17 protein-coding genes and 8 pseudogenes are annotated in these 23,076 nt (G+C 59.1%); 9 read left to right on the top strand and 16 right to left on the bottom strand.

Annotation, left to right across the window (positions count from 1 at the left end):
- Positions 1 to 98 precede the first annotated feature (98 nt).
- Complete coding sequence (gene asnB / locus NKH89_RS12520; RefSeq protein WP_352908978.1) at positions 99 to 1,925, bottom strand: asparagine synthase (glutamine-hydrolyzing); 1,827 nt, start codon at positions 1,923 to 1,925, stop codon at positions 99 to 101.
- Between the two features lie 1,652 nt (positions 1,926 to 3,577).
- Between asnB and NKH89_RS12515 the strand changes: the two are divergent.
- A pseudogene (locus tag NKH89_RS12515) lies at positions 3,578 to 4,208 on the top strand (IS6 family transposase).
- A 220-nt stretch (positions 4,209 to 4,428) separates the two neighbouring features.
- Here the strand turns inward: NKH89_RS12515 and NKH89_RS12510 are convergent.
- The 14 genes and pseudogenes from NKH89_RS12510 to aepX form a co-directional block, all read right to left on the bottom strand.
- Positions 4,429 to 5,370 (bottom strand): ABC transporter ATP-binding protein, encoded by a 942-nt coding sequence (locus tag NKH89_RS12510; protein ID WP_198032934.1) that lies wholly within the window; start codon positions 5,368 to 5,370, stop codon positions 4,429 to 4,431.
- 110 nt (positions 5,371 to 5,480) lie between these two features.
- Positions 5,481 to 6,497, bottom strand: a complete 1,017-nt coding sequence (locus tag NKH89_RS12505) for an ABC transporter ATP-binding protein (protein WP_023803494.1) — start codon at positions 6,495 to 6,497, stop codon at positions 5,481 to 5,483.
- A gap of 34 nt (positions 6,498 to 6,531) precedes the next feature.
- Positions 6,532 to 8,019: an ABC transporter substrate-binding protein gene (locus NKH89_RS12500; RefSeq protein WP_023803493.1), complete on the bottom strand. Its 1,488-nt coding sequence runs from the start codon at positions 8,017 to 8,019 to the stop codon at positions 6,532 to 6,534.
- A gap of 92 nt (positions 8,020 to 8,111) precedes the next feature.
- Positions 8,112 to 9,017 carry an ABC transporter permease gene (locus tag NKH89_RS12495; RefSeq protein ID WP_023803492.1) on the bottom strand — a complete coding sequence of 302 codons (906 nt, stop codon included), beginning with the start codon at positions 9,015 to 9,017 and terminating at the stop codon, positions 8,112 to 8,114.
- Positions 9,017 to 9,931, bottom strand: a complete 915-nt coding sequence (locus NKH89_RS12490; protein ID WP_023803491.1) for an ABC transporter permease — start codon at positions 9,929 to 9,931, stop codon at positions 9,017 to 9,019. The genes NKH89_RS12495 and NKH89_RS12490 overlap by 1 nt, the downstream gene beginning before the upstream one ends.
- 157 nt (positions 9,932 to 10,088) lie before the next feature.
- Positions 10,089 to 10,250, bottom strand: a pseudogene (locus tag NKH89_RS12485) (helix-turn-helix domain-containing protein); the annotation flags it as partial.
- Positions 10,251 to 10,389: 139 nt separating this feature from the next.
- Positions 10,390 to 10,725 (bottom strand): annotated as a pseudogene (locus NKH89_RS12480) (transposase); the annotation flags it as partial.
- A gap of 218 nt (positions 10,726 to 10,943) precedes the next feature.
- A pseudogene (locus NKH89_RS12475) lies at positions 10,944 to 12,283 on the bottom strand (IS1380 family transposase).
- Positions 12,284 to 12,402: 119 nt separating this feature from the next.
- A pseudogene (locus tag NKH89_RS12470) lies at positions 12,403 to 12,816 on the bottom strand (transposase); the annotation flags it as partial.
- A gap of 160 nt (positions 12,817 to 12,976) precedes the next feature.
- Positions 12,977 to 14,530, bottom strand: a complete 1,554-nt coding sequence (locus NKH89_RS12465; RefSeq protein ID WP_198032932.1) for an asparagine synthase-related protein — start codon at positions 14,528 to 14,530, stop codon at positions 12,977 to 12,979.
- A gap of 358 nt (positions 14,531 to 14,888) precedes the next feature.
- Positions 14,889 to 15,524, bottom strand: a complete 636-nt coding sequence (locus NKH89_RS12460) for a CDP-alcohol phosphatidyltransferase family protein (protein WP_023803482.1) — start codon at positions 15,522 to 15,524, stop codon at positions 14,889 to 14,891.
- Entirely contained in the window at positions 15,521 to 16,339 is an 819-nt protein-coding gene (locus NKH89_RS12455; RefSeq protein ID WP_031256887.1) for a phosphocholine cytidylyltransferase family protein, read from the bottom strand. The genes NKH89_RS12460 and NKH89_RS12455 overlap by 4 nt, the downstream gene beginning before the upstream one ends.
- Before the next feature lie 25 nt (positions 16,340 to 16,364).
- Positions 16,365 to 17,573, bottom strand: a complete 1,209-nt coding sequence (locus tag NKH89_RS12450) for a pyridoxal phosphate-dependent aminotransferase (RefSeq protein WP_352908973.1) — start codon at positions 17,571 to 17,573, stop codon at positions 16,365 to 16,367.
- 16 nt (positions 17,574 to 17,589) lie between these two features.
- A complete protein-coding gene (gene aepX, locus NKH89_RS12445; RefSeq protein WP_023803479.1) occupies positions 17,590 to 18,552 on the bottom strand; it encodes a phosphoenolpyruvate mutase in 963 nt (320 codons plus the stop codon).
- 346 nt (positions 18,553 to 18,898) lie between these two features.
- Here aepX and NKH89_RS12440 point away from each other — a divergent pair.
- From NKH89_RS12440 to NKH89_RS12410, 7 genes and pseudogenes are all read left to right on the top strand, one after another.
- Positions 18,899 to 19,276, top strand: a pseudogene (locus tag NKH89_RS12440) (TCP-1/cpn60 chaperonin family protein); the annotation flags it as partial.
- 2 nt (positions 19,277 to 19,278) lie between these two features.
- On the top strand, positions 19,279 to 19,809 hold the full coding sequence (locus NKH89_RS12435) for a hypothetical protein (protein WP_245277851.1): 531 nt from the start codon (positions 19,279 to 19,281) through the stop codon (positions 19,807 to 19,809).
- On the top strand, positions 19,707 to 20,207 hold the full coding sequence (locus tag NKH89_RS12430; RefSeq protein WP_352909103.1) for a glycerophosphodiester phosphodiesterase family protein: 501 nt from the start codon (positions 19,707 to 19,709) through the stop codon (positions 20,205 to 20,207). The genes NKH89_RS12435 and NKH89_RS12430 overlap by 103 nt, the downstream gene beginning before the upstream one ends.
- A complete protein-coding gene (locus NKH89_RS12425) occupies positions 20,101 to 20,505 on the top strand; it encodes a hypothetical protein (RefSeq protein WP_023803476.1) in 405 nt (134 codons plus the stop codon). The genes NKH89_RS12430 and NKH89_RS12425 overlap by 107 nt, the downstream gene beginning before the upstream one ends.
- The gene (locus NKH89_RS12420; protein WP_023803475.1) at positions 20,502 to 20,792 is read left to right on the top strand and encodes a hypothetical protein; all 291 of its coding nucleotides are present in this window, start codon (positions 20,502 to 20,504) and stop codon (positions 20,790 to 20,792) included. The genes NKH89_RS12425 and NKH89_RS12420 overlap by 4 nt, the downstream gene beginning before the upstream one ends.
- Positions 20,793 to 21,122: 330 nt before the next feature.
- A pseudogene (locus NKH89_RS12415) lies at positions 21,123 to 21,368 on the top strand (TCP-1/cpn60 chaperonin family protein); the annotation flags it as partial.
- 117 nt (positions 21,369 to 21,485) lie between these two features.
- Positions 21,486 to 21,833, top strand: a complete 348-nt coding sequence (locus NKH89_RS12410) for a hypothetical protein (RefSeq protein WP_031256886.1) — start codon at positions 21,486 to 21,488, stop codon at positions 21,831 to 21,833.
- Positions 21,834 to 22,006: 173 nt separating this feature from the next.
- Here NKH89_RS12410 and NKH89_RS12405 read toward each other — a convergent pair whose 3' ends face one another.
- On the bottom strand, positions 22,007 to 22,135 hold the full coding sequence (locus NKH89_RS12405; protein WP_245277853.1) for a LuxR C-terminal-related transcriptional regulator: 129 nt from the start codon (positions 22,133 to 22,135) through the stop codon (positions 22,007 to 22,009).
- 28 nt (positions 22,136 to 22,163) lie between these two features.
- Here NKH89_RS12405 and NKH89_RS12400 point away from each other — a divergent pair.
- Positions 22,164 to 22,993, top strand: a pseudogene (locus tag NKH89_RS12400) (site-specific integrase); the annotation flags it as partial.
- Between the last annotated feature and the right edge of the window lie 83 nt (positions 22,994 to 23,076).

Here is a 23,076-nt window from a genome sequence, read left to right as displayed (position 1 = left end):
CTCCCATTCAGCCGTTGCAACAAAACCAGTTCGCGACAGAGCCCAACGCCACATGCGGCATCAGGGTCTCCTTTGCCCCCAATGCGTATTTCGCCGTCTCAGACTGTGAGGCTTACATTATAGTCGGTCAGGAAATCGTCCAGAGTAAGGATATGCTCCACCCACCTGGTGCTGTCGGTCGCGTTGAGCAACGTGCGGGAGCCATCGACGGAGAGCAGTGGTGCCACTGCCGCATTACGGTCATTCAGGAGCTCGGTGAACCGGTCGCGCAGCATTATGTCGTAGATCGGATCCTGGATAGCCGGATACCCGCTCTTGACGCGCTGGACCACCGACTGCGGTAGCAGGTCCGCGGTTGCGGCCCGCAGCAGACTCTTCTCACGCTTGTCGAAAGTCTTGTGCGACCATGGGCAGCCGAACACGTACTCAACGAGGCGGTGGTCGCAGTAGGGGACCCGCACCTCCACACCCAACGCCATGCTCATCCGGTCCTTGCGGTCGAGCAGCCTCGGCAGGTAACGCGTGAGGAAAAGATAGCAGACCTCACGCATGCGACGCTCGTGCGGATCGGCCGAGGCCGGCCCGGTCAGGGTGGGTACTTCCGCAAGTGCCCTGCGGTACTGCTCGTCGATGTAGCCGGGAAGGTCCAGTTTCTCGAGCAGGTCGGGATCTAGGTACTGCCAGCCGGTATCGACGTCCAACCAGGGAAACGTGTCGGCCTGAACGTGCACCGGATCGTGGAAGTACGAGTAGCCGCCGAAAACCTCGTCGGCCGACTCTCCGGACAGTACCAACGTCGCGTGTTGCCGGATCTCCCGGAACAGCAGATAGAGCGAGCTGTCTTTGTCGCACAAAGTGAACGGCAGGTCGCGGGCGTGGAGGGTGCTGGCCCGCACGCCAGGCTCCATGAGCTCGTGCGCGGACAAAGTGATGTTCATGTGGTCCGTAGTAACGAACTTCGCAACCTCCTGCACGTACGGACCGTCCGGTGTGGCGTACCCCGGGCCGGGGGTAAAGTTGTCGGTATAGCCGACGAAGTCGAGGGCGAAGGACCGGATCCGTTCGTCGCTGAAGCGCGCGGCAAGTGCGGTCAAAGCCGAGGAGTCAAGCCCGCCCGACAACAGCGTGCCTAGCGGCACGTCGGCGATGAGCTGCCGCTGGATCGTGTCCTCAAGCAGCTCCCGGACGCGCCGAACGGTGGTAGGCACGTCATCGGTGTGCCCGCTGTCGGCGAGCTGCCAATAGCTCATCTGCTGGATGCCTTCGCGGGTCACGCGGACGATGTGGCCGGGCCGTACCTCACGCATGCCACGGAACACGGAGTTGTGTGGGTCGGCGACGGAACAGAGGGTGCGACGAAGCCCGTCGGCGTCCAAGGCCCGCTCCGCGAGACTATTGGCGAGGATCGCCTTTGGCTCCGAGCCGAACAACACTCCATGCTGGGTGGGATAGTAGTAAAGCGGCTTGATGCCGAGCCGGTCGCGTACGAGAAGCAGTTCGCGCTTGGCGGTGTCCCAGAGTGCGTAGGCGAACATCCCGTTTAGTTCGCTCACCCCAGTGCAGGGGTCGCGTCGGCCCCACTCGCGGTGGGCGTGCAGCACCACCTCGGTGTCACTACTCGTCTCGAACCGATGGCCCAGGGCGACGAGCCGTTGACGCAGCTCGCGGTAGTTGTAAGTCTCGCCGCCGTAGACGAGCACCAAGGCGGGTTCGCCGTCCTCGTCGAGCGTCATCGGCTGGCGACCGCCCTGGATATCGATGATCGCCAGGCGGCGGTGTCCCAGTGCCGCAGGCCCGTCGATCCAAGTCCCCTCGTCGTCCGGACCACGATAGGCCATGGTGGCCGTCATATCGGCAAGCTCCCGTCGCGCGTCGGGACTTCCTAGGTCACGATCGAAATCAATCCATCCACAGATGCCGCACATATTTTGACTCCTTGCTTGGGTAACTGTCGCGCAACTTCGGGCATCCGGGACACCGCACCCCGCGAACACGCGACATCCTTTATGGCCACCTCATCGGCTCAACTCGAGTAAGCTCGATCGATTGTGACGGGTTTCCAACACGCTGCCCCTAGCTGCACACTCCACGCAATTGCACCGACCCTTTCTAGTAGCTATTCCAGAGATCGTGGCCCCATTGCTTTCAGTTGGAGGCGGGAGCAAGCCCGGCACCTTCTCTGCGGCCACGCCGAGACCCAGGATATTCGCGTCGTCCCTTGGCAGGCCTCGCAGAGAAGCATACGGGCAGACCGGCGCTCATGCGGGCCGGTAGGCTCAAGTCCAGCGCGCCCAACCGCGACCCAAGCTTCATGTTGAAGACGGTCGCGGAGTATTCGTGCTGCGACTTCCCGTTGAGCATGATCTTTTGGCCGGGCGTGTCGCCGTTAACGTTGATCATCATCCAGGCATGACCGTTCTTATCGGCGCGAAGATCGAGTTCGACACCATGGAACCGTACTTGAGCGCGTTGTCGGCCGCTGAAATGGTGTTTTCGAGAATGCACTTGGAATTATCGAACAGGCCGCGGTGCGGCGTACCTGCTTCCGATGCGGATCGATGCTGCGGGTCTCAGTCTCGGTTCTGGTCAGGAAAAGATCCTTCCCGTAACCAGCGTTGTCGGTTTCGTTCTTAGGCGTCGCCGAGAGCGGGACTGTCTAGACCGAAGTTGGATTTCCAATCGGCCTTGTTACCGGCCGCCAACCACTCGGTGATGGTTTTGTTGACGGTGCCGTCGACTGGATCGTTCGGATCACTGGAGCCAAACTTTTGGTCGTCTCCCGACAGGTGGGAATCTGTAGAGCAACGGGTTCGCCGCCCGGCTGCACCCCGCCGATTTGGGTTTGCTCGCCAGCCTTCGCCTTGTCCCATGCGATAGCATTGGTGGCACCTAGCCCTCCAGCAGGCGTTGAGGCGAGAATCATGGTCATAATGAACCCTAGCCGGGCCGACCGCTTGCACCGGTGGCGTGCAATGAAGGCGAAAACGTTGCGAAAGGCGCCGCCACGCAGATCAGTCATTGTGTTACCTTTCTACATTTCATTCATTGCGGTTCGTGCTACAGGAAAGCCGTTCGGCAGCTGTCGCCGCTTCGTACCCAGGCACCGCAAAACCCGTGCCACTTCGGCCGCCTGGGATAATTTGCAGTTTCTTTCCAAGAGATTGGCCGAAGCGATTTAAGAGATGGCCAAGCAAGTCCGTGTCGCGGACCCGACAAAGGCGCCCTTACTCGACCCGGACGCTGCCGATGAAGCACCAAGTGCCCCACTGCGCGCTGTGGCTGAAGATGCGGATTCGCGCGAGGGTGGCCAGGATCGTCCCGCATATCGATCCAGCGAAGAAGCCGGAGCGCGCTTACCGCGCGTGGAAGCCCCATCTGGTTTTGTTGCAACGGCTGAATGGGAACGCAGAGAGGTCTGACACGAGCCCAATCACGCGGCAAGGATTTGGAACGGATCTGTTGCAACCTTTTCCTTACCAGCGCTGTGGCAAGGAGCCCTCGATCATTTCGGAGGGTTGCAATGTTCAAAGGCCGTCAGTTCGACCAATCCGTGACCCTGCTTTGCGTGCGCTGGTAGCTGGCCTACAATCTCAGCCTGCGTGATCTTGAGGAGATGATGGCCAAGCGCGGCATTACGGTCGATCACACGACCATCCACCGCTGGACCGTTCGTTTCGCACCGCTACCTGCTGGAGCATTTCAACCGGCGCAAGCGTAGCGTGACCGGGAAGTGGCATGTCGACGAGACGTACATCAAGGTCCGCGGCCAGTGGATGTATCTTTACCGCGCCATCGACAGTGTCGGCGACACAGTCGAATTCTGGTTGCCCTCGGCCAAGCGGTTCTTCAGAAAGGCGCTGGCACGTCATGGCCGGCCCGAGCGCGCCGTCATCGATGGTAGCCAAACCAACCAGGAGGCTATCGTTTCCTGTGACATCACAAATCGCTTTCAGGATCGTTCCCGGCGTCGGCTGAAGCCGATCCGGATCCGCAAGAGCAAATACCTGAATAACCGGATCGAAGATCGAACGGGACCATCGGCGCATCAAGCGCCGCATCCGGTCAATGCTCGGCTTCAAACCACCAGCATCAGCCCCGATCATCCTAAACGGCATCGAAATGGTTCACATGATGCGTAAGCAACGGGCGAGGTTCGCCTCAATCCGAATCCATCCTTGGCCGAGCAGTTCCAAATCCTTGCCGCGTGATTGGGCTCGTGTCAGACCTCTCTGCACTCCCATTCAGCCGTTGCAACAAAACCGTACAAGAACCGGAGCCAAGCTCGTCGCTGCAGGCCATTCCGTGCCGGCATTTGCAAGCTCTGCCCTAGAGATTGGGTAAACACGATTATCCTCGCCCGATACCTCTGGAGGCATCCAGCGCTCACGCCGTGGATGATGTTCCAAAGAAAGTCTGCGACGCAGCAATTCAAAATTGCCCCTTCAAATCGAAAGGTACACGTTTGATGCATGCCGTCCAATGTCCCGGCGCAACCTGCCGCAGTGCCGTTGAAGCCGTTGCACATTCAGGGCTGGCGATCGGGCACCTGGTTCTAAAGACGCAGCCGGATGGCGGTGAAAGGGCACTCGGCACTTCACCTTTCAGGAACACCCGGTTTCGTCGTCGAAGGCTTGGATGTTCGACCGGCAGTGCGGCCAGCAAGGCTTCGGTATAGGGATGCGCAGGCGCATCCCAGAACATTGCCGAAGGGGCGATTTCCATGATCCGACCGAGATACATGACGATCACCCGGTCGGCGATATGGCTGACCGCGCGCAGATCATGCGAGATGAAAAGCATCGTCAGGGACAACTTGTCCTTCAGATCCAGGAGCAGGTTGAGGATCTGCGCCTGAACCGAAACATCGAGAGCCGAAATGGGCTCATCGGCGACGATAAAATCGGGCTCGGTCGACAATGCCCTGGCGATGGCAATCCGCTGGCGCTGGCCACCGCTGAAGCTGTGCGGATAACGGGAGCCATGCGTGGAGGACATTCCGACCTGGGAGAGGACTTCGGTCACGCGCTCGATCCGTGCTCTCGACGTCAGATGAGCATGATGTATCGACAGCGGTTCACCGACGATTTCCCCGACGTTCATGCGTGGGCTGAGGCTGCTATAGGGATCCTGGAACACCATCTGCATATGCCGCCGAAAGGAGCGCATTTCCTTTGGCGTCAAGGTCGTCAGATCGATCCCTTTGAACCGAACCCGACCCGAACTCGGCGGGGTCAGCCGCAGCAAGCTGCGCCCCAATGTCGTCTTGCCTGAACCGGATTCGCCGACCAGAGCGACGATCTCACCAGGAAATATCGAAAACGATGCCCCGTCGACGGCTTTGATGAATCTCTTGGAACGGAACGGCGACATTCTGCGGAGCGGCAGATGGACGCGAAGATCCTCGACCTCGAGCAGAGACGGAGCGCTGAACGCCGGGACCGCACCGCCATCGGGCGTGTCGAAATGGGCAAAGGACGCATTCATGCTACTGCCTCCGGCTGCGCATCCGCAGAGGTGATTTCACGCCAACGCCAACAACGAACGCTGTGTCCGTCAGCCATGTCGAGTTCCGGCATGTGGCGTGCGCAGTCCGCCACCGCATGGCTGCAGCGCGGACGAAAGGAACAGCCGGTTGCCAGATGAGCAAGTTCGGGAGGGCTGCCGGGAATAGCGGAAAGCCGGCGCGGAAATGCACGGCCGGACTGCAATTGCGGCCGCGCTTTCAGCAGCCCGCGTGTGTAAGGCATCCGTGGCGTGTCGAAGATCTGCATGACTGCGCCCTCCTCGACAATCCGGCCGGCGTACATCACAACGACCCGGTCAGCGATCTCGGCAACGACACTAAGATCATGCGTGATGAACAGCATGGCCATGCCGGTCTCCTGCTGTAGTTCGTGAAGAAGAGCGAGAATTTGCGATTGGACCGTGGCATCGAGAGCCGTCGTGGGCTCGTCGGCGATAAGCAATTTCGGCCGACATGATAGAGCAATCGCGATCATTGCTCGCTGGCGCATACCGCCGGAAAGCTGATGAGGATAGTCATCGAGTCGCCGCTCGGCATCGGCAATGCCGACGCGGTCAAGCAGTTCTCTGGCCTGCCTTCGAGCGTCGCGAAGAGTGCATCGTTGATGGGTCAGCAGAACCTCCATCAACTGGTTGCCGATCGTGTAGACCGGATTGAGCGCCGCGGCAGGCTCCTGAAAGATCATGGCGATGTCGTTGCCAAGAATGCTGCGCAGGCGGCGCGCCGGAATATGGAGAAGGTCCTCTCCTTGATAGAGGACCTTCCCCGCAACGATCCGCCCCAGCGACTTCGGTATAAGGTTCAGGATGGAAAACGCGGTTGCCGATTTGCCTGAGCCGGATTCTCCAACAAGGCAGACCGTACTCCTTTGTCGAACCGAGAATGAGACCCCTTCGACTGCTTTGACAGTTCGGTCATGGGCATAGAAATGGGTGCGCAAATTTTCGACGCGCAGGAGCTCGCTCTCATTCATCCTGGATTCACCTGATTGCTGCGGCTCTGACGGTTCACTTCGTGAAGTGAATGTTGTCTGGGCGGAAATCCATCGTGTACTCCGTGTTCGGAAGCCACTGGATACCGGACTTCACGCCATAGAAATCCGGCGCGCGATAGAGGTAAGTTCCGGGGGCATCTTCTTCGAAGATATCGATCATCTTCTGGTAGATGTTGTAACGACGCTTTACATCGAGGGTGGTCTCGCCCTGCTCGGCCAGCTCGTCAAATTCGGCCTCGTCTTTCCACAGCTGCTTAGACCAGGTCATATAGAGGGTGACCGCGGGATCTGTCGGTACGACCCAGTCCGAGGCGTTTTTGACGGTCAGGATCGGAGCGTCCTTCTTAAGTTTGCTCCACCCTTCATCAACTCTTACACTGGCGTTCACGCCAATCGCTTTCCACATCTCTACGACAGCTTCGGCAACAACAACGCCATTGGTGTAATAGACGGGATGTGTCACGTAGAAGATCGGTTCGCCTTTGTACGACGACTCCTTCAGTAGCTGTCTGGCACGGTCGGGGTCGTAGGCCAAGGCCGGGCGATCGGGATTGTAAAGCTCGGGTCCCCATGCCTCATACTGCGCGGAATGCGGGATGGTGGCCTTGCCATCCCAGAGGGCGTTCGCGAGCAGTTGGCGATCGATTGCAAGGTTCAGGGCTTGACGCAGTTTCTTGTCGGCCATCACCGGGTTGTAGGTGTTGTATTGAATGAAGTGATGGTTTGCCATGGTGCGGCGGATTTCGCAGCAACCAAGATTTTGGACAGCAGCCAATTGGTCCGGCGGCAGGCTGTTGATGATGTCCACTTCGCCATTCGCGAGCGCCGTTATTCGCGCCGAAACCTCAGGGATGGCCTTGAAGGTCAATGTGGAGACTGTCGGCCGTCCGCGGAAATAGGAGTCGTTTGCCTTGAGTTCCATGCTTTCATCAGTCTGGAGTTTGACAAAAGCGAACGGTCCTGTTCCGACCGGCTTCTGTCCGAATCCCGCCTCTCCGACCGACTCGAAATAAGCCTTCGGCACGATGTCGCTGGTGTGATACGCCAACAAATGAAGCAGAACAGGGCTAGGTTCCTTGGTAGTGATCCGCACGGTCAGGTCATCAACGGCGTCGACCCGTTCGATGACCTTCAGAAGGTTTCTGGCACTGACGTAGTCGGACGCCGGATCGAGGATGCGATCGAAAGTGAACTTGACGTCAGCACTCTTGAGTGGCTGACCGTTGTGGAAATGGACATTTGGCCGAAGAGAAAACTCCATCGTGCGGTCGTCGATCCGCTTCCAGCTTTGTGCGAGGCCCGGAACGAGCTCATAGGCCGTCTGGTCCTTGCTTTTGGAGAAGTCTCTCGCAACAAGTGTGTCGAACATGTTGTAGGTGATCGGTATGTCAACATTACCGAGCGCCTGGGCGGGATCGAAGTTCGCACGAACCGTGTTGACGCCGACGGTCAGTGGTGGCCTCGTGTCGTCCTGCGCGACCGCGAAGGTCGGCAACAGCATAGCAACTGCTAGAACTAGATATCGCATTAGGGTCTCCCAAAAAAGGTGGATGATCAGGCATTCCTGCAGGAATAGAGTGAGGGCTGCACCATTTACGTGCGGCTCCGGGGATCGAATCTGTCGCGCAACCAATCGCCGACCATCGATGCTGCCAGCGTGATTGCGACGATGACGACACAGGGAAATGCCGCCAGCCACGGTGTGGTGATCAGGTAGTTCCTCGACTCGCCGAGCAACGAACCGAGAGAAACATTTGGAGGCTGAATACCCACGCCAAGGAACGAGAGCGACGATTCCAGCACGACGAGCTCGGCGAAGCTCAGGCTGGCCAATACGATGACGGGCGACAACGTGTTGGGAAGCACATGACGCATGGCGATGCGCCAGGGGGAAGCGCCCGAGGATCGAGCCGCTTCCACGAAACTGCGTCCGCGCAGGGCATGCACCTGGCCCCGGACCACCCGAGCATATTTGTAGTAGTCCGCGAACCCGATAATGAGCACCAGAACAAGCGGACTAGGTCCGATGAGGGCGACCGCAGTCAATGCCACTAAAGTGACCGGCACCGACGCCTGCGCATCGACCACAGCCATGAAACAATCGTCGATCCATCCTCCGGTGCTTCCTGAGACCAGCCCGCTGAGCGTGCCGGTGATGACCCCGACGAGGACTCCGGCACCAGCAATGAGCAAGGTGGTTTGGGTCGCGAACAGAAGCCGAGAAAACAGATCTCGTCCGAGATGATCCGTTCCAAGGAGGTATTCGGTCGTTCCCCCGGCAAACACCGGTGGCCGAAGTCGGTGTAGGAGGCTCTGGTCGGCCATATCATGCGGTGCGATCACCGGAGCGATTGCGGCGAGCAATGCTATCACCGCAAGGATGAGGCATGAGACGATCGCCACGGTCGGCGGCCGACGACGCCTTCCAATATTGGTGGGGACGATACCTTCGTCGGTTTGGGAAGGGATCAATCCCGGCGCGCTGGTCTCGATGCTCATCATGAGCTCCCCCGCACCCGCGGATCCAGCAAGCCGTAACCCACGTCAACGAGAAGATTGGTGAGTATGATTGCTGCCGAAAACACGAGAATTCCGAATTGCAGCATGGCGAAATCGCGGTTCATGACCGCGTCGATCACAAGGCGTCCTGCTCCAGGCCAGGAAAACACGGATTCCGTCACCACGGCGCCGGCGATCAGGCCGCCAAGTTGCAGGCCCAGAACTGTCAATACCGGGAGAATCGCGTTTCTCAGTCCGTGCTTCACCACGACACGGAACGGGCTCAAGCCTTTGCTGCGCGCATAGCGCATATAGTCCTGCGACAGGACCTCCAGCATGCTGCTTCGAACGAGCCTTGCAATGTTGGCTGAGGTAGCAAGAGCGAGGGTTACCACGGGAAGGACTAGATGTTTCCACGTGCCCATGCCGCCGCTCGGTAGAAGCTTCAGGGACAAGCTGAAGATCAGGATAGCGGCAATGCCGAGAACGAAGTTCGGGATGGCTTGCCCGACGATTGTTCCGGTCGTGAGGAAGCGATCAAAGACCGTGTTGTGATGCAATGCCGCCCAGAGGCCTGCGGACATGCCGATGGCGACGGACAACACGAAAGCTGGAATGGTCAGGAGGAGCGTGTTGGGAACGCGTTCCACGAACAGTTCGACCACGGGTCGGTTCGAGAAGAAACTCTGCCCGAAATCTCCGCGCAGCAGTGCGGCGCTGTACCGGACGTATTGCGTCCCCACATCATCATCGAGTCCGAGCTTTGCCCTCAGCTCAATCCGTTGTTCCTCGGGAAGTTCGGGCGAAATGAGGAAGGACGTGGGATCTCCGGTCATGCGTGTCGCAAAAAACACAATGGTGAGGATCGCCCACAAAGTGATAGCACTGCGCAAGGCTCTCAAGATGAAAAACACCAACTCTCTCCACCACACAGCAACAAGCTAAATTTCATGATATTTCGGCATTCGACAGAGGAGGTAACCAGATGTCTAGGTTTCTTTAGTTTGCCCGTGTTACGTTTTGATGACAGTAGCGATGCGAAGTGGGGGCATAACCTGTCCCTCCAGACACAGGCCGAACGGACCGTGAGCCTTCATCCCGGACACGCATGAGCGTCTGCCGGCTGGTCGCGAACTTTTTGGCGACGGCCGAAACACTCATTCCCGTTGCGAGATTGTCGCGCACGTCCTGCTTCTATTTTTCGTTGATCGTCGACGGGCGCCCGAGAGCCTTGTTGAGGATGGTGGAGGCGATGGCAACTTCTGGGCGGGAAAGGAGAGCTGGCCCCCGCAGACGCTTTCCGATGACGGCCCTGAATCGCCCGATGGGCTGTCTCGACCAGAGACCGCTTGCCGCGGCCGGTGGAGGCTTGCCATTTCATCCGTATCTCTTTGGATCGCTGCAATGTGGTTGTCCCGTCGGTACGGCATTTCAGCATCTGCCAGTTCGACCGCGTTGGCACGCGGCGGAATGACGATTGCGGCAGCAGCGCTGTGGTTGATGACGGAATCGTAGGTTGGCTTCCGTCATAGGCGCCGTCGACAGTGAACTGTCTGATCGGACCGTCAATCTGGTCGAGCAGTGGGCCCACCTGAGAAGCATCGCCGGTGTCCTGGTCGGTCAGGGTATGGGCGATGGTCTCACCGCTATCGGCATCCAGCGCCAGATGCAGCTTGGGCCAGCAACGGCGGGATTTGGCACCATGCATCTTCTTTAGCCATTGTCCCGCGCCATAGACCTAGCCCGCATTATGCAGCCCTTTGACCCGTTCAGCGCGGGCGCCCGGATTTTTGCCGGGAATTTCGGATTTCATAGTCTTCTTGACACACTTCCGCATGCCCCGACTGATTCCGGAGGTTGGATGAAGATGTTTGCGGGTTGACGGGCGGGGTTCGGAGTTTCGGAGGCATTGTGGAGCCCCGCTGCTCAGGTAACGAGGCGGTGGATTCGGGCGAGCGCGATCGGCATGATCGTTTGCACCGGGCACGATGTTGGCAGGTGGATCTTGATCATGGTCTTCAGCTCGACGATGCGGGCCGCGATCTTGACCAGTTTCAGGCGCAGGGCGTCGAACTGCGCCACACGCCATATCGAACGCTTGGGCATGGACATGCGCAGCCCCCACATGACCCAATAGGCGCTGGCGTGCAGAAACAGCCGGACCTGATTGGCCGTCGCCTTCGTGCAGACGTTCGGTCGGCGGCCAGATGCGTCTTCCAGGATTTGATGTGGTTCTCCGCCTGACCGCGCCGACAATAGACATCCTGATAGAGAGTGCGGGGAGTGCCGCGTTTCAGATTGGTGACGATGGAACGCGTGTCCGATCCGTCCGCGCCGACCTCGACGCGGGCGATGATCCGCTCGACACGGTTCCAACTCTTGGCCCCGTCTTAGAAAGACCTGAAGCGGCGGGCTTTCCCTTTCTCCGTTGCTGCCTCGAAGACTTTCTTCGTGCCGGCTTCGAGGTCCAGGATATGACGACGCAGGGGCGCCGTCGGCGCGATGCCCAGGATGTAGTCGATGTGGTTGGCGTGGCACCAGTCGAGCACCTCCGGCCCGCAATAATGACTGTCGCCGCGCAACAGGATTTCCGTCTTCGGCCAATGGCTCCGGATCGCGCGCAGCAGACGGCGAAGAAGGGGCTTGATCTCCTTGCCGCTCGGACGCTTGGCCGGCCGAAGGACGCAGGTGATGAACCGGCCTTCGCCATCGAAGACGACGATGGGCTGAAAGCCATACTCGTCATAATGCGCATTGAACACGCGCAACTGCTGGCCGCCATGGACGGCGTCGAACGTGTCGTCGACGTCGAGCACGATCCGCTTGGGCACCTGATGGAACGAGCCACAGTACAGATCGACCATGGCGCGGGCCATCCGCAGCAGAGCCCGCGTGTCCGGCAAATTTTCCAGCCGCGAAATCGTCGATTGAGAGCACAGTTCCCGGTCGGACGGCGCCAGGGCGAGCGCCATCTTGAACATCGGATCGCTCCGCAAGCCGGAGGCATCGTTGCCATCCTCAGAACCGGCCGCGATCATCAGCAGGCGAAAGCGGATGATGTCGGCCAGACTGTGAGTGATCTGGTCTGGCGCACGCGGATCCTTGATGCAGGCGGCCAGACGCTCGGCCACCTACAAACGTTGCTCGGTCTCACGCAAAAGCAACAAGCCGCCGTCGGACGACAGTTGCCCGCCGTCGAACTTAGCCACAACGGATTTGCCGGCGATGGGTGACAGGCCGGGCAGCATAGGGGTAAGATCGGACATGGCGGATGTGGCCTTGAGAAAATCGTACGAACCGGTCTGGACAACAGATTTTACGATATTTCAATGACTTGTGCCACATCCGCCTACCAGCGCTACCAGCGCTGCATAATCCGGGCTAGAAGGCCAGTGCTGTCGATCAGCACGTGCAATGGTCCGTCCGGTGACGGCTTATGGGCTGGCGTCTGGTGCAAGATTGCCATGTCCGTGCCCGCTGGCTCAGCGTCGCGTGATCGTGAACAGCAAAGTCCAGGTTCATCAACTGCAGAAACCATACCAATAGGCTTTCGACCTGGGGCAGTCGCAGACCAAACACTAGCCCCAGCGTCAGGTCTCGATCGCCAGATCGGAATAGCGATGCTGGCCGCCAATGTCTTGCGCCTCGGCGCTTGCCGTTTGGACAGGGCTTCCGATGTCACCCACAGGGTGAGGCTGCCACGTCGACGTAACCCCGCTTCATATTCCGGCCAGTTTCTCACTTTGAACTTCGTCTTGCCGATACGGTGACGGCGGCCGGAATTGTATTTGAAAGGCATGACAGCGGCACAACTGTCATTAAGGTTGCAGCCTACATATACGTCCAGCACCTAAACGATCCGTGCACCAAAGCCCGAGATTAGCGAACGTCACCACGCCGATAAGATACTCATCGGTCATGCCGATTCGCTCCAAGTCGGGTCTTCCCTGATGTCTTCCTTAGATAGGCTTTGACTGGGACGGTGCATTCGCAAAGGCATCCGTCCAAATCTCAAATATCAGCATGTTCCAAAGGGTCTGGAACCGCGCCTCGGTGAAGTTGTCTTTGCTTTCGGATATACACGCCTGCACATCGTCAGGTGATACGATCGCATGTCGTTCAACACGGTCCTTCGTCAGGTACCGTCGCGAGAGTTCCAATAGGGTGTCGCGCATGTCGGCATCATAGCGCAGTTGTTGAATCCCCTTCGGCCGATGAAGAATTTCAGGAGGAAGCAGACTGCTGATGCTCTCCCGGAAGAAAGACTTGACATGACATTCCGTCACCTTTTGTCGAGCGGGGAGGCGTAGGGACAAGTCGAGCAAGGATCGTCTCGATAGTGGCATAACCAACTGAAGGTCCGCGCGTGAAGCGAGTAAGGTCTGCGCACCGATACGTTCGTCCCAGTCGGTGAGGGATTGGCGAAGATTTTCGAAAAGGAGGTCTTTGGGACCTTTTCCTGATTGGTCCTTGCGCGAAACGTCATCGCGCACGTCGTTCATCCTAAGCCAAAGATCCCTATGGTAAGGCATGCCGCCAAAAAGCGTGTCGCTGAGATTGCCCGAAAAAAGGGTTTGCACGGACCTCGACGCGTCTCGCCACAAGGCGAAAAGGCAGGGAAATTCATCATAGCCGCCCGGATTACCCAGAACTCGTACGACTTGCTGCATGAGGGAAGCCAAGTCTTGCGCGCCGACGATAATTTCGTGATGCTCCAAGCCAAGATGGGAGGCGGTCGCGCGACCTCCTTGGATCTCCGGGTCCTCCTCGCCGTAACCAACGGTGAAGCTCCGTATGACACGGCGCGGATCGGCTTTTTGCAGCAGCGCTGCGATCGCGGCGGAGTCGATACCGCCGCTGAGTGAAACGCCAATATCGCCTTGCGAACGTTGAAGTGATTCCGCCACAGTCCGACGAAGAAGCGACAACAATTCGTCGGACGACAGTGGGTCTCTGGGCTGAGTATACTCAATCGCCTGAGGCTGCAGGCGACGAAAACAGTGCAACTCATGACCGAATATCTCGACGAAGCCAGCTCGCGCTGGCCGTATATCGCGATGGAAGGTCAATCCAGCCGGCGCCCAACCACGCTCGATGAATGCACGAACGGCAGCGACATCGAAGGCGGGATGAAGTTCCGGCAGCTTGCATAGTGGTGCGTAGGTCGTGGAAAATGCAATGCCAGACGGGAGATGTGCGATGAATAGCGGGCGGGTCCCGAAGGTATCCCGTGCAATGTGCAATCTGCCACTCGCGGCGTCGTGCAGGGCGATGGCAAATTGACCATCAAGGTCGTCGAACGCGTCTTGTCCGCGTGATCGATATTCCTGCACGAAACGATCAGGATCGAATGCGATGCGCTGACGCTCTTTCGTCGCAATATAAGCCACTTCATCGAACAACAGACTCACACTACCACGCCGGAATTGCGAAAGTTCATTTGGCAGATGGTCACCGTCGTAACGAGCTTTACCTTTTTCGCTGAGCTCGCGGCTGCCGAACTCGCTGGTCACGGAGAACTCGCCGTGCTCGTACCTCCCTACGATCGCTATCATTGCATTCAGCCCCCAAACTATGATTCCGCGGCGCGCGGCAAAGGCCAGAAGGACGCCAAAAAGCTGGCGTAAGGGAATGTCCGTTCGCGAATCGGGGCCCGGACGCCGTCCATGTCGGAAACGTTCAAAACCGGCAAGGTAGCGACCCTCTTAAATACGTTTACGTAGGCTCGGCAAAGAGTTCGCAAGGGTCTGGCAGCCTACAGCCGGCTACCGGGCATGCGAACATATTGGCTGTGCTGTGATAATGGGAACCCCGGTCCCGATCAGTGCGATCTCGTTCATCCCATTTCCCCACTTGCTCATCTCGCGAAACTCAGTTTGCCGGAACCGAAGCTCCGATTTCTTGCAGGGCAACCAAGGCCATAGATGCAGCGATAGCGCAGGCGGTGGCTATCGGGACCGCCCTTCCCCGGATCGACGGGACACGAATAATTGTCGTGACGTGGAGCACTGCCAACGCGATGAACAGCATCGCCACCGTTGCTGCGAAAGAGGTCGGCGAGAGAAAAGGTCTAAGGAACAGCAGTAAAGCAAGGAGCGGAGTGTCGTAAGAGACTGGAATGCCGGTGAAGCGCGCGTCAGCCGTCAATCCAACGTTCTCGAAATAGCTGAGCCTGATGGCGCCCGCCAACACAAGAATCAAACTCGCTATCAACGATAGGACACTCCCCTCGCCGATGAGAATTATCACGGCCGCCGGGAAGACCACTCCATGAAGGAAGTCGCCGAACCCGTCGAAGCTCTTTCCGAAATCCGCCACCCCCGGACGGCGAAGGTGGCTCGTCTTGCGCGCAACGTGCCCGTCCCAATGGTCCAAAAACCAGGTCCAGAGCATGGCTGCGACACCGAGCTCGATCCTTCCATTGAGGGCGAGGTACAGCCCCACGACCGCGAACAAGAAGGCGAGCGCCGTGATGGCATTCGCGTAATCACGCAGGTAGCCGATCATCTCCTTGCTCCTGCCGCGAGTTTGGCTGAGGATGCACCGGGTAATGCAAGTGCCGGCGGCAACCTGAAAATCTCCTCTGCCAGCCGCAGATCGACTTCGCTGTCGATCTCGAACCAGCGGGTGTCGCTGCAGTCAGCCGCCGAAAGCAGCAGATCGCGGTTATCCACCAGAAGGGCCAGAATCTGTTCGACATAGGCGGTCCGTTGCCCGCTTTCGACTGCGCGATGTAGCGCCGGCACCAGCTGCTCATGCAGTGCCGCCGCAGAGAAATGGACCAGATTGATCGTCTTGAAGAGACTGTTTGCCTGCGCCTGGGCCGGCGTCTGGTTCATCACGAACGTTGTCACAGAGTGATCTCCGGCCAATTCGACCGCCGACCCACTCATAGCTTCGGTGAAGACGGCTACCGCCGCCACATTCTTTCTCGTCGCCGAGACAGTCCGAAGCGTCCGTTCCAGCACCTCGCGCTCAAAGAACACGTCGCCTTCGAGGAGGACAGTGTCGCCGGCAAGCATTGTGTTCCGCGCCAGCCAGAGCGAATAGGCGCTGCCGGTCCGGTCAAAAATCGGATTGTTGACATACTCGATTTCCACCTCCTCGAACCGTCGGCCGCACGACTGCTCGATGGCTTCCTTGCGGTAGCCCACGACAATGGTCGCTTCGCAAATCCCGAGCTCGGAGAGCTGATGCAGCGCGTTGTGCAGCATAGGAGTGCCGTTTACCTCCACCAGAGGCTTCGGAACGGCTTCCGTGTACGGGCGCAGTCTCGATCCCACGCCTGCGGCGAGAATGACGGCCCGAGTACGGTTGCTCATATCAAATGTCCTTCTGATGGGAGGCTCAGCCAGCCACTTGTCTGGTCTTGAGGCTGTTCAACGTCTCGACGACCCTCTTCAGTCCCTGCCCCAGCTGGCTTGGGGGCACCCCAAATGACAGACGCAGACCATTCGGATCACCGAAGGCGCCGCCAGCGACGGAGCCCACGTCGGCTTCCTCAAGGAGCAACCGGGCAACGTCGTCCGTGGTCCGCACGTGCCCCGCCTGCGGCAGCGAAGTGATCAACGTGCTCAGGTCGAGATAGAAGAAAAACGAACCCTCGGCGGGCGGCGCATCGACATCGCGCAGGCCGGACAGAATGCGCAGCCCCATGATGCGAGCATCCGTCAATCGCCGGTGCATCTCCCGTTCAAAACGGCCATCACCAACCTGTAGGTGATGCAGAATGGCATGTTGCGCAATCACGTTGGGGTTTGAAGTCGTGTGACTCTGCAATTTCTTAGCTGCGGAAACGATCTCCGGCGGCGCCGCAAGATAGCCCAGGCGCCATCCAGTGATCGCCAACTCCTTAGAGAAGGCATTTACCAGGATTGTCCGCGACCGAACCCTGGGATGGGCCATGACAATGGACTCATGGCGTCCGCCGGTGAAGACAAAGCTGGAATAGCATTCGTCGGAAACGATCCAGAGCTGGTAGTTGATTGCTAGGTCGCCAATGTCCTGGAGCGTCGTTCGATCGTAGACAGCGCCTGTGGGATTGTTCGGCGAGTTGATGATGATGGCTTTCGTGCGCGGTGTGACGGCGGCGCGGATTGCGACAATGTCGGGAACGTAGGTTGGCGGCCGGGCATCAACGAATACGGGCTTTGCGCCGGCAAGAAGAACTTGGGACGGGAATGTCGGCCAGCACGGGCGAAAGATGATGACCTCGTCGCCTGGGTCGAGCACAGCCAAAGCAGCATCGAGCAATCCTTGCTTTGCGCCCGCCGTGATGACGATATCGCGGGTATTCCAGCCAAACCCTGTTTCGATCGTCAGTTTTTGCGCGACGGCTTCCCGGAGCGGTGCCAGGCCGATTGAGTCCGTATAGCGGTTGGTGCCGGCATTGATTGCGGCGATCGCTCCGTTGCGAACTGACGTAGGCGGCTCGATGATCACCTCGCCGGCCGCCAGATCGATGAACTGACGGCCGGCCGCAGCAGCAATCTTGGCTGCCTCACGGGCGGCGGCAGTGCCCGGACCTGAAAGCAAAGACATCCGTTGCGCAAGCATGTGCGCCCTTCTTGAGCTAATTGTCGATTGTTTGAAATTGGTCCGAGTCGCTCTGACGCCGCTCTACTGTCCGCTGCGGCAGATACTGTTCTTCCGCCTGAGACAGTTCGTCGTAGCCGATTAGCCTGAACAGCTCGTCGAGGCCGGCAATTTGGTCCTCGATCCCGGCGACGCTTTCTTCCGACCGAATGCGGCCGCAGATGTCGCGCATGCCAGCGATCGCCGCCCGCATCGAATGGTTGGCCCAGATGACGGTCGAAATGCCGGCATCACGATAGACCGAAGCCGACGTTTTGTAGTATTTGGTGGGGACGATGACGACCGGCAGCTTGTTGTTCCATTCCTTCGCGAAGCTCAGGATCTCGTCTGCAACGGCCTCGCGGGAGTGGATGAGGATTGCGTCGGCGCCGGCCTCTGAATAAGCGTCGGCCCGGCATAGCGCCTCATCGAGACTGTGACCGGCGATCAGCGCCTCGATGCGCGCGACGACGACGAAATCCGGTCCCGTCGTGTCTTTCACAGCCTCGAGACGGCCGCAGAACTCGTCAATGTCAGCGAGCAGATGCCGATCGCCGACGAAGGAGTTCATTTTCGGGAACCTCTTGTCTTCAAGGCAGATGCCGCTGGCGCCGCGTTGCTCCAGCTTCCGCGCGACCAACCGAGCATTGTTGAAATTTCCGAAGCCGCTGTCACCGTCGACAAAAACAGGGATGTTCGTCGCATCGACTATGTGCTCGACGACGTCGACGACTTGCGTCCAACTCGCTTCGTTGGCGTCCCGATAGCCAAGCGCCGAGGCGATGCAAAGACCAGAGGCCCAGAGCCCTCGAAAGCCGGCACGCTCGGCAATCGCTGCCGAAAGCCCGTCATGCGCTTCCATCAAAAACGTCAGTTCGTTCGAAACAATGAGCTCGCGAAGGGACGTCAATGATGCGGTCACCGGCAAGACTTCCGCCCCGAACGAAATCGCCTTGCTCATTGTATGACCGCCTTCATAAACTCAGGTCCAATGAACTCGGTGAAACGGGACGAATACTCATCGACGCCCTGACCTCGCTGGAGAAAAGTCCTTGGACCTATAGATGCGCAACGAATCTCTGGAAGCGGCTCCGGAGCGCATGCTACAGTTCAGGCAGCAAGAGCCATGCCAGCTAAAAGGCCGTCGTTATTGCAATAGGTTGGCTTTGCGCGGCTGGTTCCGTTTGTTAGCCACGATACAATTCTGTCGGGATCGCGACAGAGGGAAGCTAGATCACAGTGCCAGGGTAGCAGATGCCTCGTAGGCGTATGTCCAGGGCCAGGCGAGTTCTTCGCCGGCAACACCAGCCAGCGTCCCCCAGATCAAGCAGCAGATCGAGGAGACCACCTCGGACTACGACAAGGAGAAGCTACAGGAACGTCTCGCCAAGCTGGCGGGCGGCGTTGCGGTGATCCGCGTCGGCGGTGCGACCGAGATCGAAGTCAAGGAAAAGAAGGACCGCGTCAATGACGCCCTCAACGCGACCCGCGCGGCCGTCGAAGAAGGCATCGTTCCCGGCGGCGGCGTCGCCCTGCTGCGCGCTTCGCTGAACATCAAGGCTGTCGGCGCCAACTCCGACCAGACCGCTGGCATCAACATCATGCGTCGCGCGCTGCAGGCTCCGGCCCGTCAGATCGTGGCCAACGCCGGTGCGGAAGCATCGATCGTTGCCGGCAAGATCCTCGCGTGGCCATGGTTCTCGCCTCTACGTTGGCGGGCGGGCTGAATGCCACAAATGCTATTGCATCAGACAAGGCGAAGACTGGCCTCCAAACTCGGAACAACCCGCTTCAGCCGGGCGACGAGGTCGTCGCTTTATCAATTTCGGCCCGTTGCGAGACGACCGCAAGATTTGGTTCCAATGATCCGAATGATCCGGTCGACGGCACCGTCAACAAGACCATCACCGAGTGGTTGGCGGCCGGCAATAAGGCCGAGTGGAAAGTCGACTTCGGTCTGGACGGCCCCGCTCTCGGCGACGCAGAAGACGAAATTGACGATTCCGGCTATGGCACGAATCTCTTCCTGACCCGGCCGGAGACCAAGACAGCGGCATTGATCCACACCGAACGCAGGTACTGCCCCACCGCGGCCTGTTCGATAATTCCGAGGGCATTCTCGAGAACACCATTTCAGCTGCCGACAACGCCCTCAAGCATGGGTTCCATGGTGTCGAATTCGACCTGCGTGCTGACAAGAACAGCCATCCCTGGATGATGCACGACGCGACGCTCGGGCGCGTCACCGGCGATCCGAACAATTGCCAGATCTCGGAGGTCTCTTCCGAGGAAATCAAGAATATGAGCCTCTCGATATGGAATCCCATCACGAACGAACACACGCCGGCACTCGATCGCAACGGCAATCCGCAAAAGACAGAAGACCTCCAGAGTATTATCGATTATGTTCGCGCGACAAAAAAAGGCGGCGACGAATTCAACGTCCTCATTGACCCAAAGGACGAAGGATCGACGATCGCCGCAATCAAGTCGGTCTCGGCACCTGGAAATGCTGGACGTGCGCAGCCACCTAGGCATCAAGATCTATTCGACCTATGTCCCCACTACCGATCGCGTCATTGCGAACTGGGACAAGAAGACCACGAATGTACTTAATGCGCTGGAGCTGGCCAACGTCGCCGTCCAGGACAACAAGCTAAACCTGATCCCGGTCCTCATCACGACCGAAGACGTCCGGTCTTCTCACATCATAGACGACTCAGTCACCCAGGCCGTCAATTGGCTGACCTCCTTCGACAAGCTGGGCGACCTCGCCATGGTAGAAATCTCCCGCTTCAAGGGAATCGCTACCTCAGAGGAGATGAATCAGGTGCCCAAGAGAATCAGGCGGCGGGCGAGAAGTTCGCCAGCACGCCTCTCACAATGTCCTATATCTCAGAAGCTTTCTCCGTGAACGGCCGGAAGTTTTACTACGGCCGTCAGGGAGTGCCGATCACGCTGCCCGGCCGTCCCGACATGGATTTGCGTGCCACTTTCGGCGCGCTCGAGCGTTATGCAGACGTGCTAGTGAGCGACAATCCCTATCTAGAGACGCTCTATGCGGGTGGCTTTATCAGCGAAGGCAATCACGCGGATTATACCTTCCCGACGGACCCCCACTACAATCCGGCCTCTATCCTTGACGCGCCCAAGGATATCGTTGGCAAGCCAAGCTGGAAAGCGCCGGCGACTGGTCGATAGCCACGCCAACTCAATTGGCTGCCGTTGAGCCGGCGCCAAACCTGCCTTGAATCGGGCTGCCGGCCGTTTACAAGTACGGCCGATCCGACGGGGAGATCCTGCGAACCGAAATGATGACGAAGGAGAGTTGTCGGTAATGACCACTACGGCCGCCCGCTCCCCCAGACGGGTGCCGTAAACCGCCAGCAACAGAAGGCCCTGGAGCCGTCAGGCAGTCTTGAGTGAAGGTTCTGCCAAACTCCTCGATCTCAGCGGGAGGCCTCTGCGCATTGGAGAGAGTGGCGAGCCCGAAAAGATCGTCGCGATGCCTTGGCGGTCTTCAAATCGACCGCGACCTTCGGCTACAACGCCCAGACCGGCGAATATGGCGACATGATCGCCATGGGTATCGTCGATCCGGTCAAGGTCGTGCGCACGGCTCTCCAGGACGCGGCCTCGGTCGCCGGCCTGCTGGTCACCACCGAAGCCATGATCGCGGAGGCTCCGAAGAAGGAGTCGGCTGGCGGCGGCATGCCTGGCGGTATGGGCGGCGGCGGCATGGGCGGCATGGGCGGCATGGGCGGCATGGATTTCTAATCCACGCATCTCAACAATTTCGGAAGGGCGGCAAGCAATGCCGCCCTTTCTTCGTGCCCATTCCGCCGGTTGTCGGCGACCCGCAAGCCGGGGTATATGCCCGCCAAGGGTGTGCTTATGTTTGAACGGATTCTGCCTTTTTTCCTGGGGCTGGCTTTACTGTTGGGTAGCGGCTGCGCGCGCAGCGACGATGGTACGGTGATTATTCCGAGATCGCTTGATGCCAGACGATTCTTTGACAAAGAGCCGCCACGCCTGCAGCAGCCACAGATCGAAACCAGCGTGTTTCCGGTTGCGCCACAGCCGGAGAGGCGCGAACCGCGCCGTTCGGCAAGTCAAAAGACATCAAAGAGAGGCGTTTGGCGGGCCGCAAGTCCTCCGCTCTCCTCTTCCGAACCACACAAGCCGCTTGTCTGCAAGAACGTCAGCGAGCCCGGCAAGCGCTACCGTGTGGTTTGCGAATAAGACACTTGGTTTGGCCAGCATTCTACCCTCAGAGCGTCGCGGTGCCTTTCCGGATCAGGTTGTCCTGAGCGACGTCTCCCTTCTTTCCCCATGATCCAGTCATTCATCAATCCCAGCTTCACGAAACGGAACGAGTTTTGCCGGCGGCTTCCCGCGAAGCGCTTGGCTACCGATCAGAACAGTCTTTGAAAGAAAAGGCCGCGCTCTGCCGCGATCGCAACCGCATGGGCCAAGCTCTTGGCACCCAGCTTGGCCCGTGCCAGATCAAGATGAAATCGGACCGTGCGAGGGGATAGCGACAGTATCTCTGCGGTCCGTTTGACCTTCTTCGGGCTTTATATCGCCGCCTGCGCGTCAGGTACGGCCACTGGCGACAAAAAGCCCAACACCGTTTCAACCATTGAGCGCCGCCTTTCGTCACTCTCCTGGAATTTTGCCCAGCGCGGCGAACCGCTGAACCGCAAGGATCGGCATATCGCCACGGTGATGGCTGGCATTCGCAACACCCACGCCTCCCCTCCCCGGCAGAAGGAAGCGATCCTGCCCGAGGATCTGATCGCCATGCTGGAAACCCTCGACCGCGGCACGCTGCGCGGGCTGCGCGACTGCGCCATGCTGCTTCTGGGTTTTGCCGGTGGGCTGCGGCGCTCGGAAATCGTCGGGCTCGACATTGGTCGCGACCAGACCGAGATTCTTCTGGCTGGATTGAGTTTTTTCCTGACAAGGGCGTGCTGGTGACCCTGCGCGGCAAAACCGGTTGGCGCGAGGTCGAGGTCGGCCGCGGCTCCTCCGACGCCACCTGCCCGGTGGTCGCGCTGCAAACCTGGCTGAAGCTGGCGCGGATCGGCCATGGCCCTTTGTTCCGAAGGGTAATAGGGCAAGGCAAAAAAGTCGGCGCCGATCGGCTTAACGACCAGGAAGTTGCGCGGCTGGTCAAGCGCACGGCGCTCGCAGCCGGCGTGCGTGGCGATCTGTCGGAGGGCGAACGCGGTCAAAAGTTTGCTGGCCATTCGCTGCGCGCCGGCCTCGCGTCCTCGGCCGAGGTCGACGAGCGCTATGTGCAAAAGCAGCTCGGTCACGCCTCGGCCGAGATGACGCGAAAGTATCAGCGCCGGCGCGATCGTTTCCGCGTCAATCTCACCAAGGCGTCCGGGCTCTGAAAAGCCCCCTCCCCTGCCCCGTTTTGTCCGCTGGGATGAGGCGGTCAGATCTCAGGCGATAACAATACCTCATCGAGCACAGC

This window comes from Mesorhizobium sp. M0923, from assembly GCF_040319365.1.
GTDB lineage: Bacteria > Pseudomonadota > Alphaproteobacteria > Rhizobiales > Rhizobiaceae > Mesorhizobium.
This window is presented reverse-complemented; position numbering and strand designations above follow the sequence as displayed.

Bases quoted from the DNA above. Each gene is read 5' to 3' on its own strand.
- asnB (WP_352908978.1), bottom strand. From the start codon at position 1,925: ATGTGCGGCATCTGTGGATGGATTGATTTCGATCGTGACCTAGGAAGT.
- aepX (WP_023803479.1), bottom strand. From the start codon at position 18,552: ATGAGCAAGGCGATTTCGTTCGGGGCGGAAGTCTTGCCGGTGACCGCA.
- NKH89_RS12500 (WP_023803493.1), bottom strand. From the start codon at position 8,019: ATGCTGTTGCCGACCTTCGCGGTCGCGCAGGACGACACGAGGCCACCA.
- NKH89_RS12510 (WP_198032934.1), bottom strand. From the start codon at position 5,370: ATGTCGCCGTTCCGTTCCAAGAGATTCATCAAAGCCGTCGACGGGGCA.
- NKH89_RS12450 (WP_352908973.1), bottom strand. From the start codon at position 17,573: ATGCTTGCGCAACGGATGTCTTTGCTTTCAGGTCCGGGCACTGCCGCC.
- NKH89_RS12495 (WP_023803492.1), bottom strand. From the start codon at position 9,017: ATGAGCATCGAGACCAGCGCGCCGGGATTGATCCCTTCCCAAACCGAC.
- NKH89_RS12410 (WP_031256886.1), top strand. From the start codon at position 21,486: ATGTTTGAACGGATTCTGCCTTTTTTCCTGGGGCTGGCTTTACTGTTG.
- NKH89_RS12425 (WP_023803476.1), top strand. From the start codon at position 20,101: ATGCTGGACGTGCGCAGCCACCTAGGCATCAAGATCTATTCGACCTAT.
- NKH89_RS12455 (WP_031256887.1), bottom strand. From the start codon at position 16,339: ATGAGCAACCGTACTCGGGCCGTCATTCTCGCCGCAGGCGTGGGATCG.
- NKH89_RS12505 (WP_023803494.1), bottom strand. From the start codon at position 6,497: ATGAATGAGAGCGAGCTCCTGCGCGTCGAAAATTTGCGCACCCATTTC.
- NKH89_RS12460 (WP_023803482.1), bottom strand. From the start codon at position 15,524: ATGATCGGCTACCTGCGTGATTACGCGAATGCCATCACGGCGCTCGCC.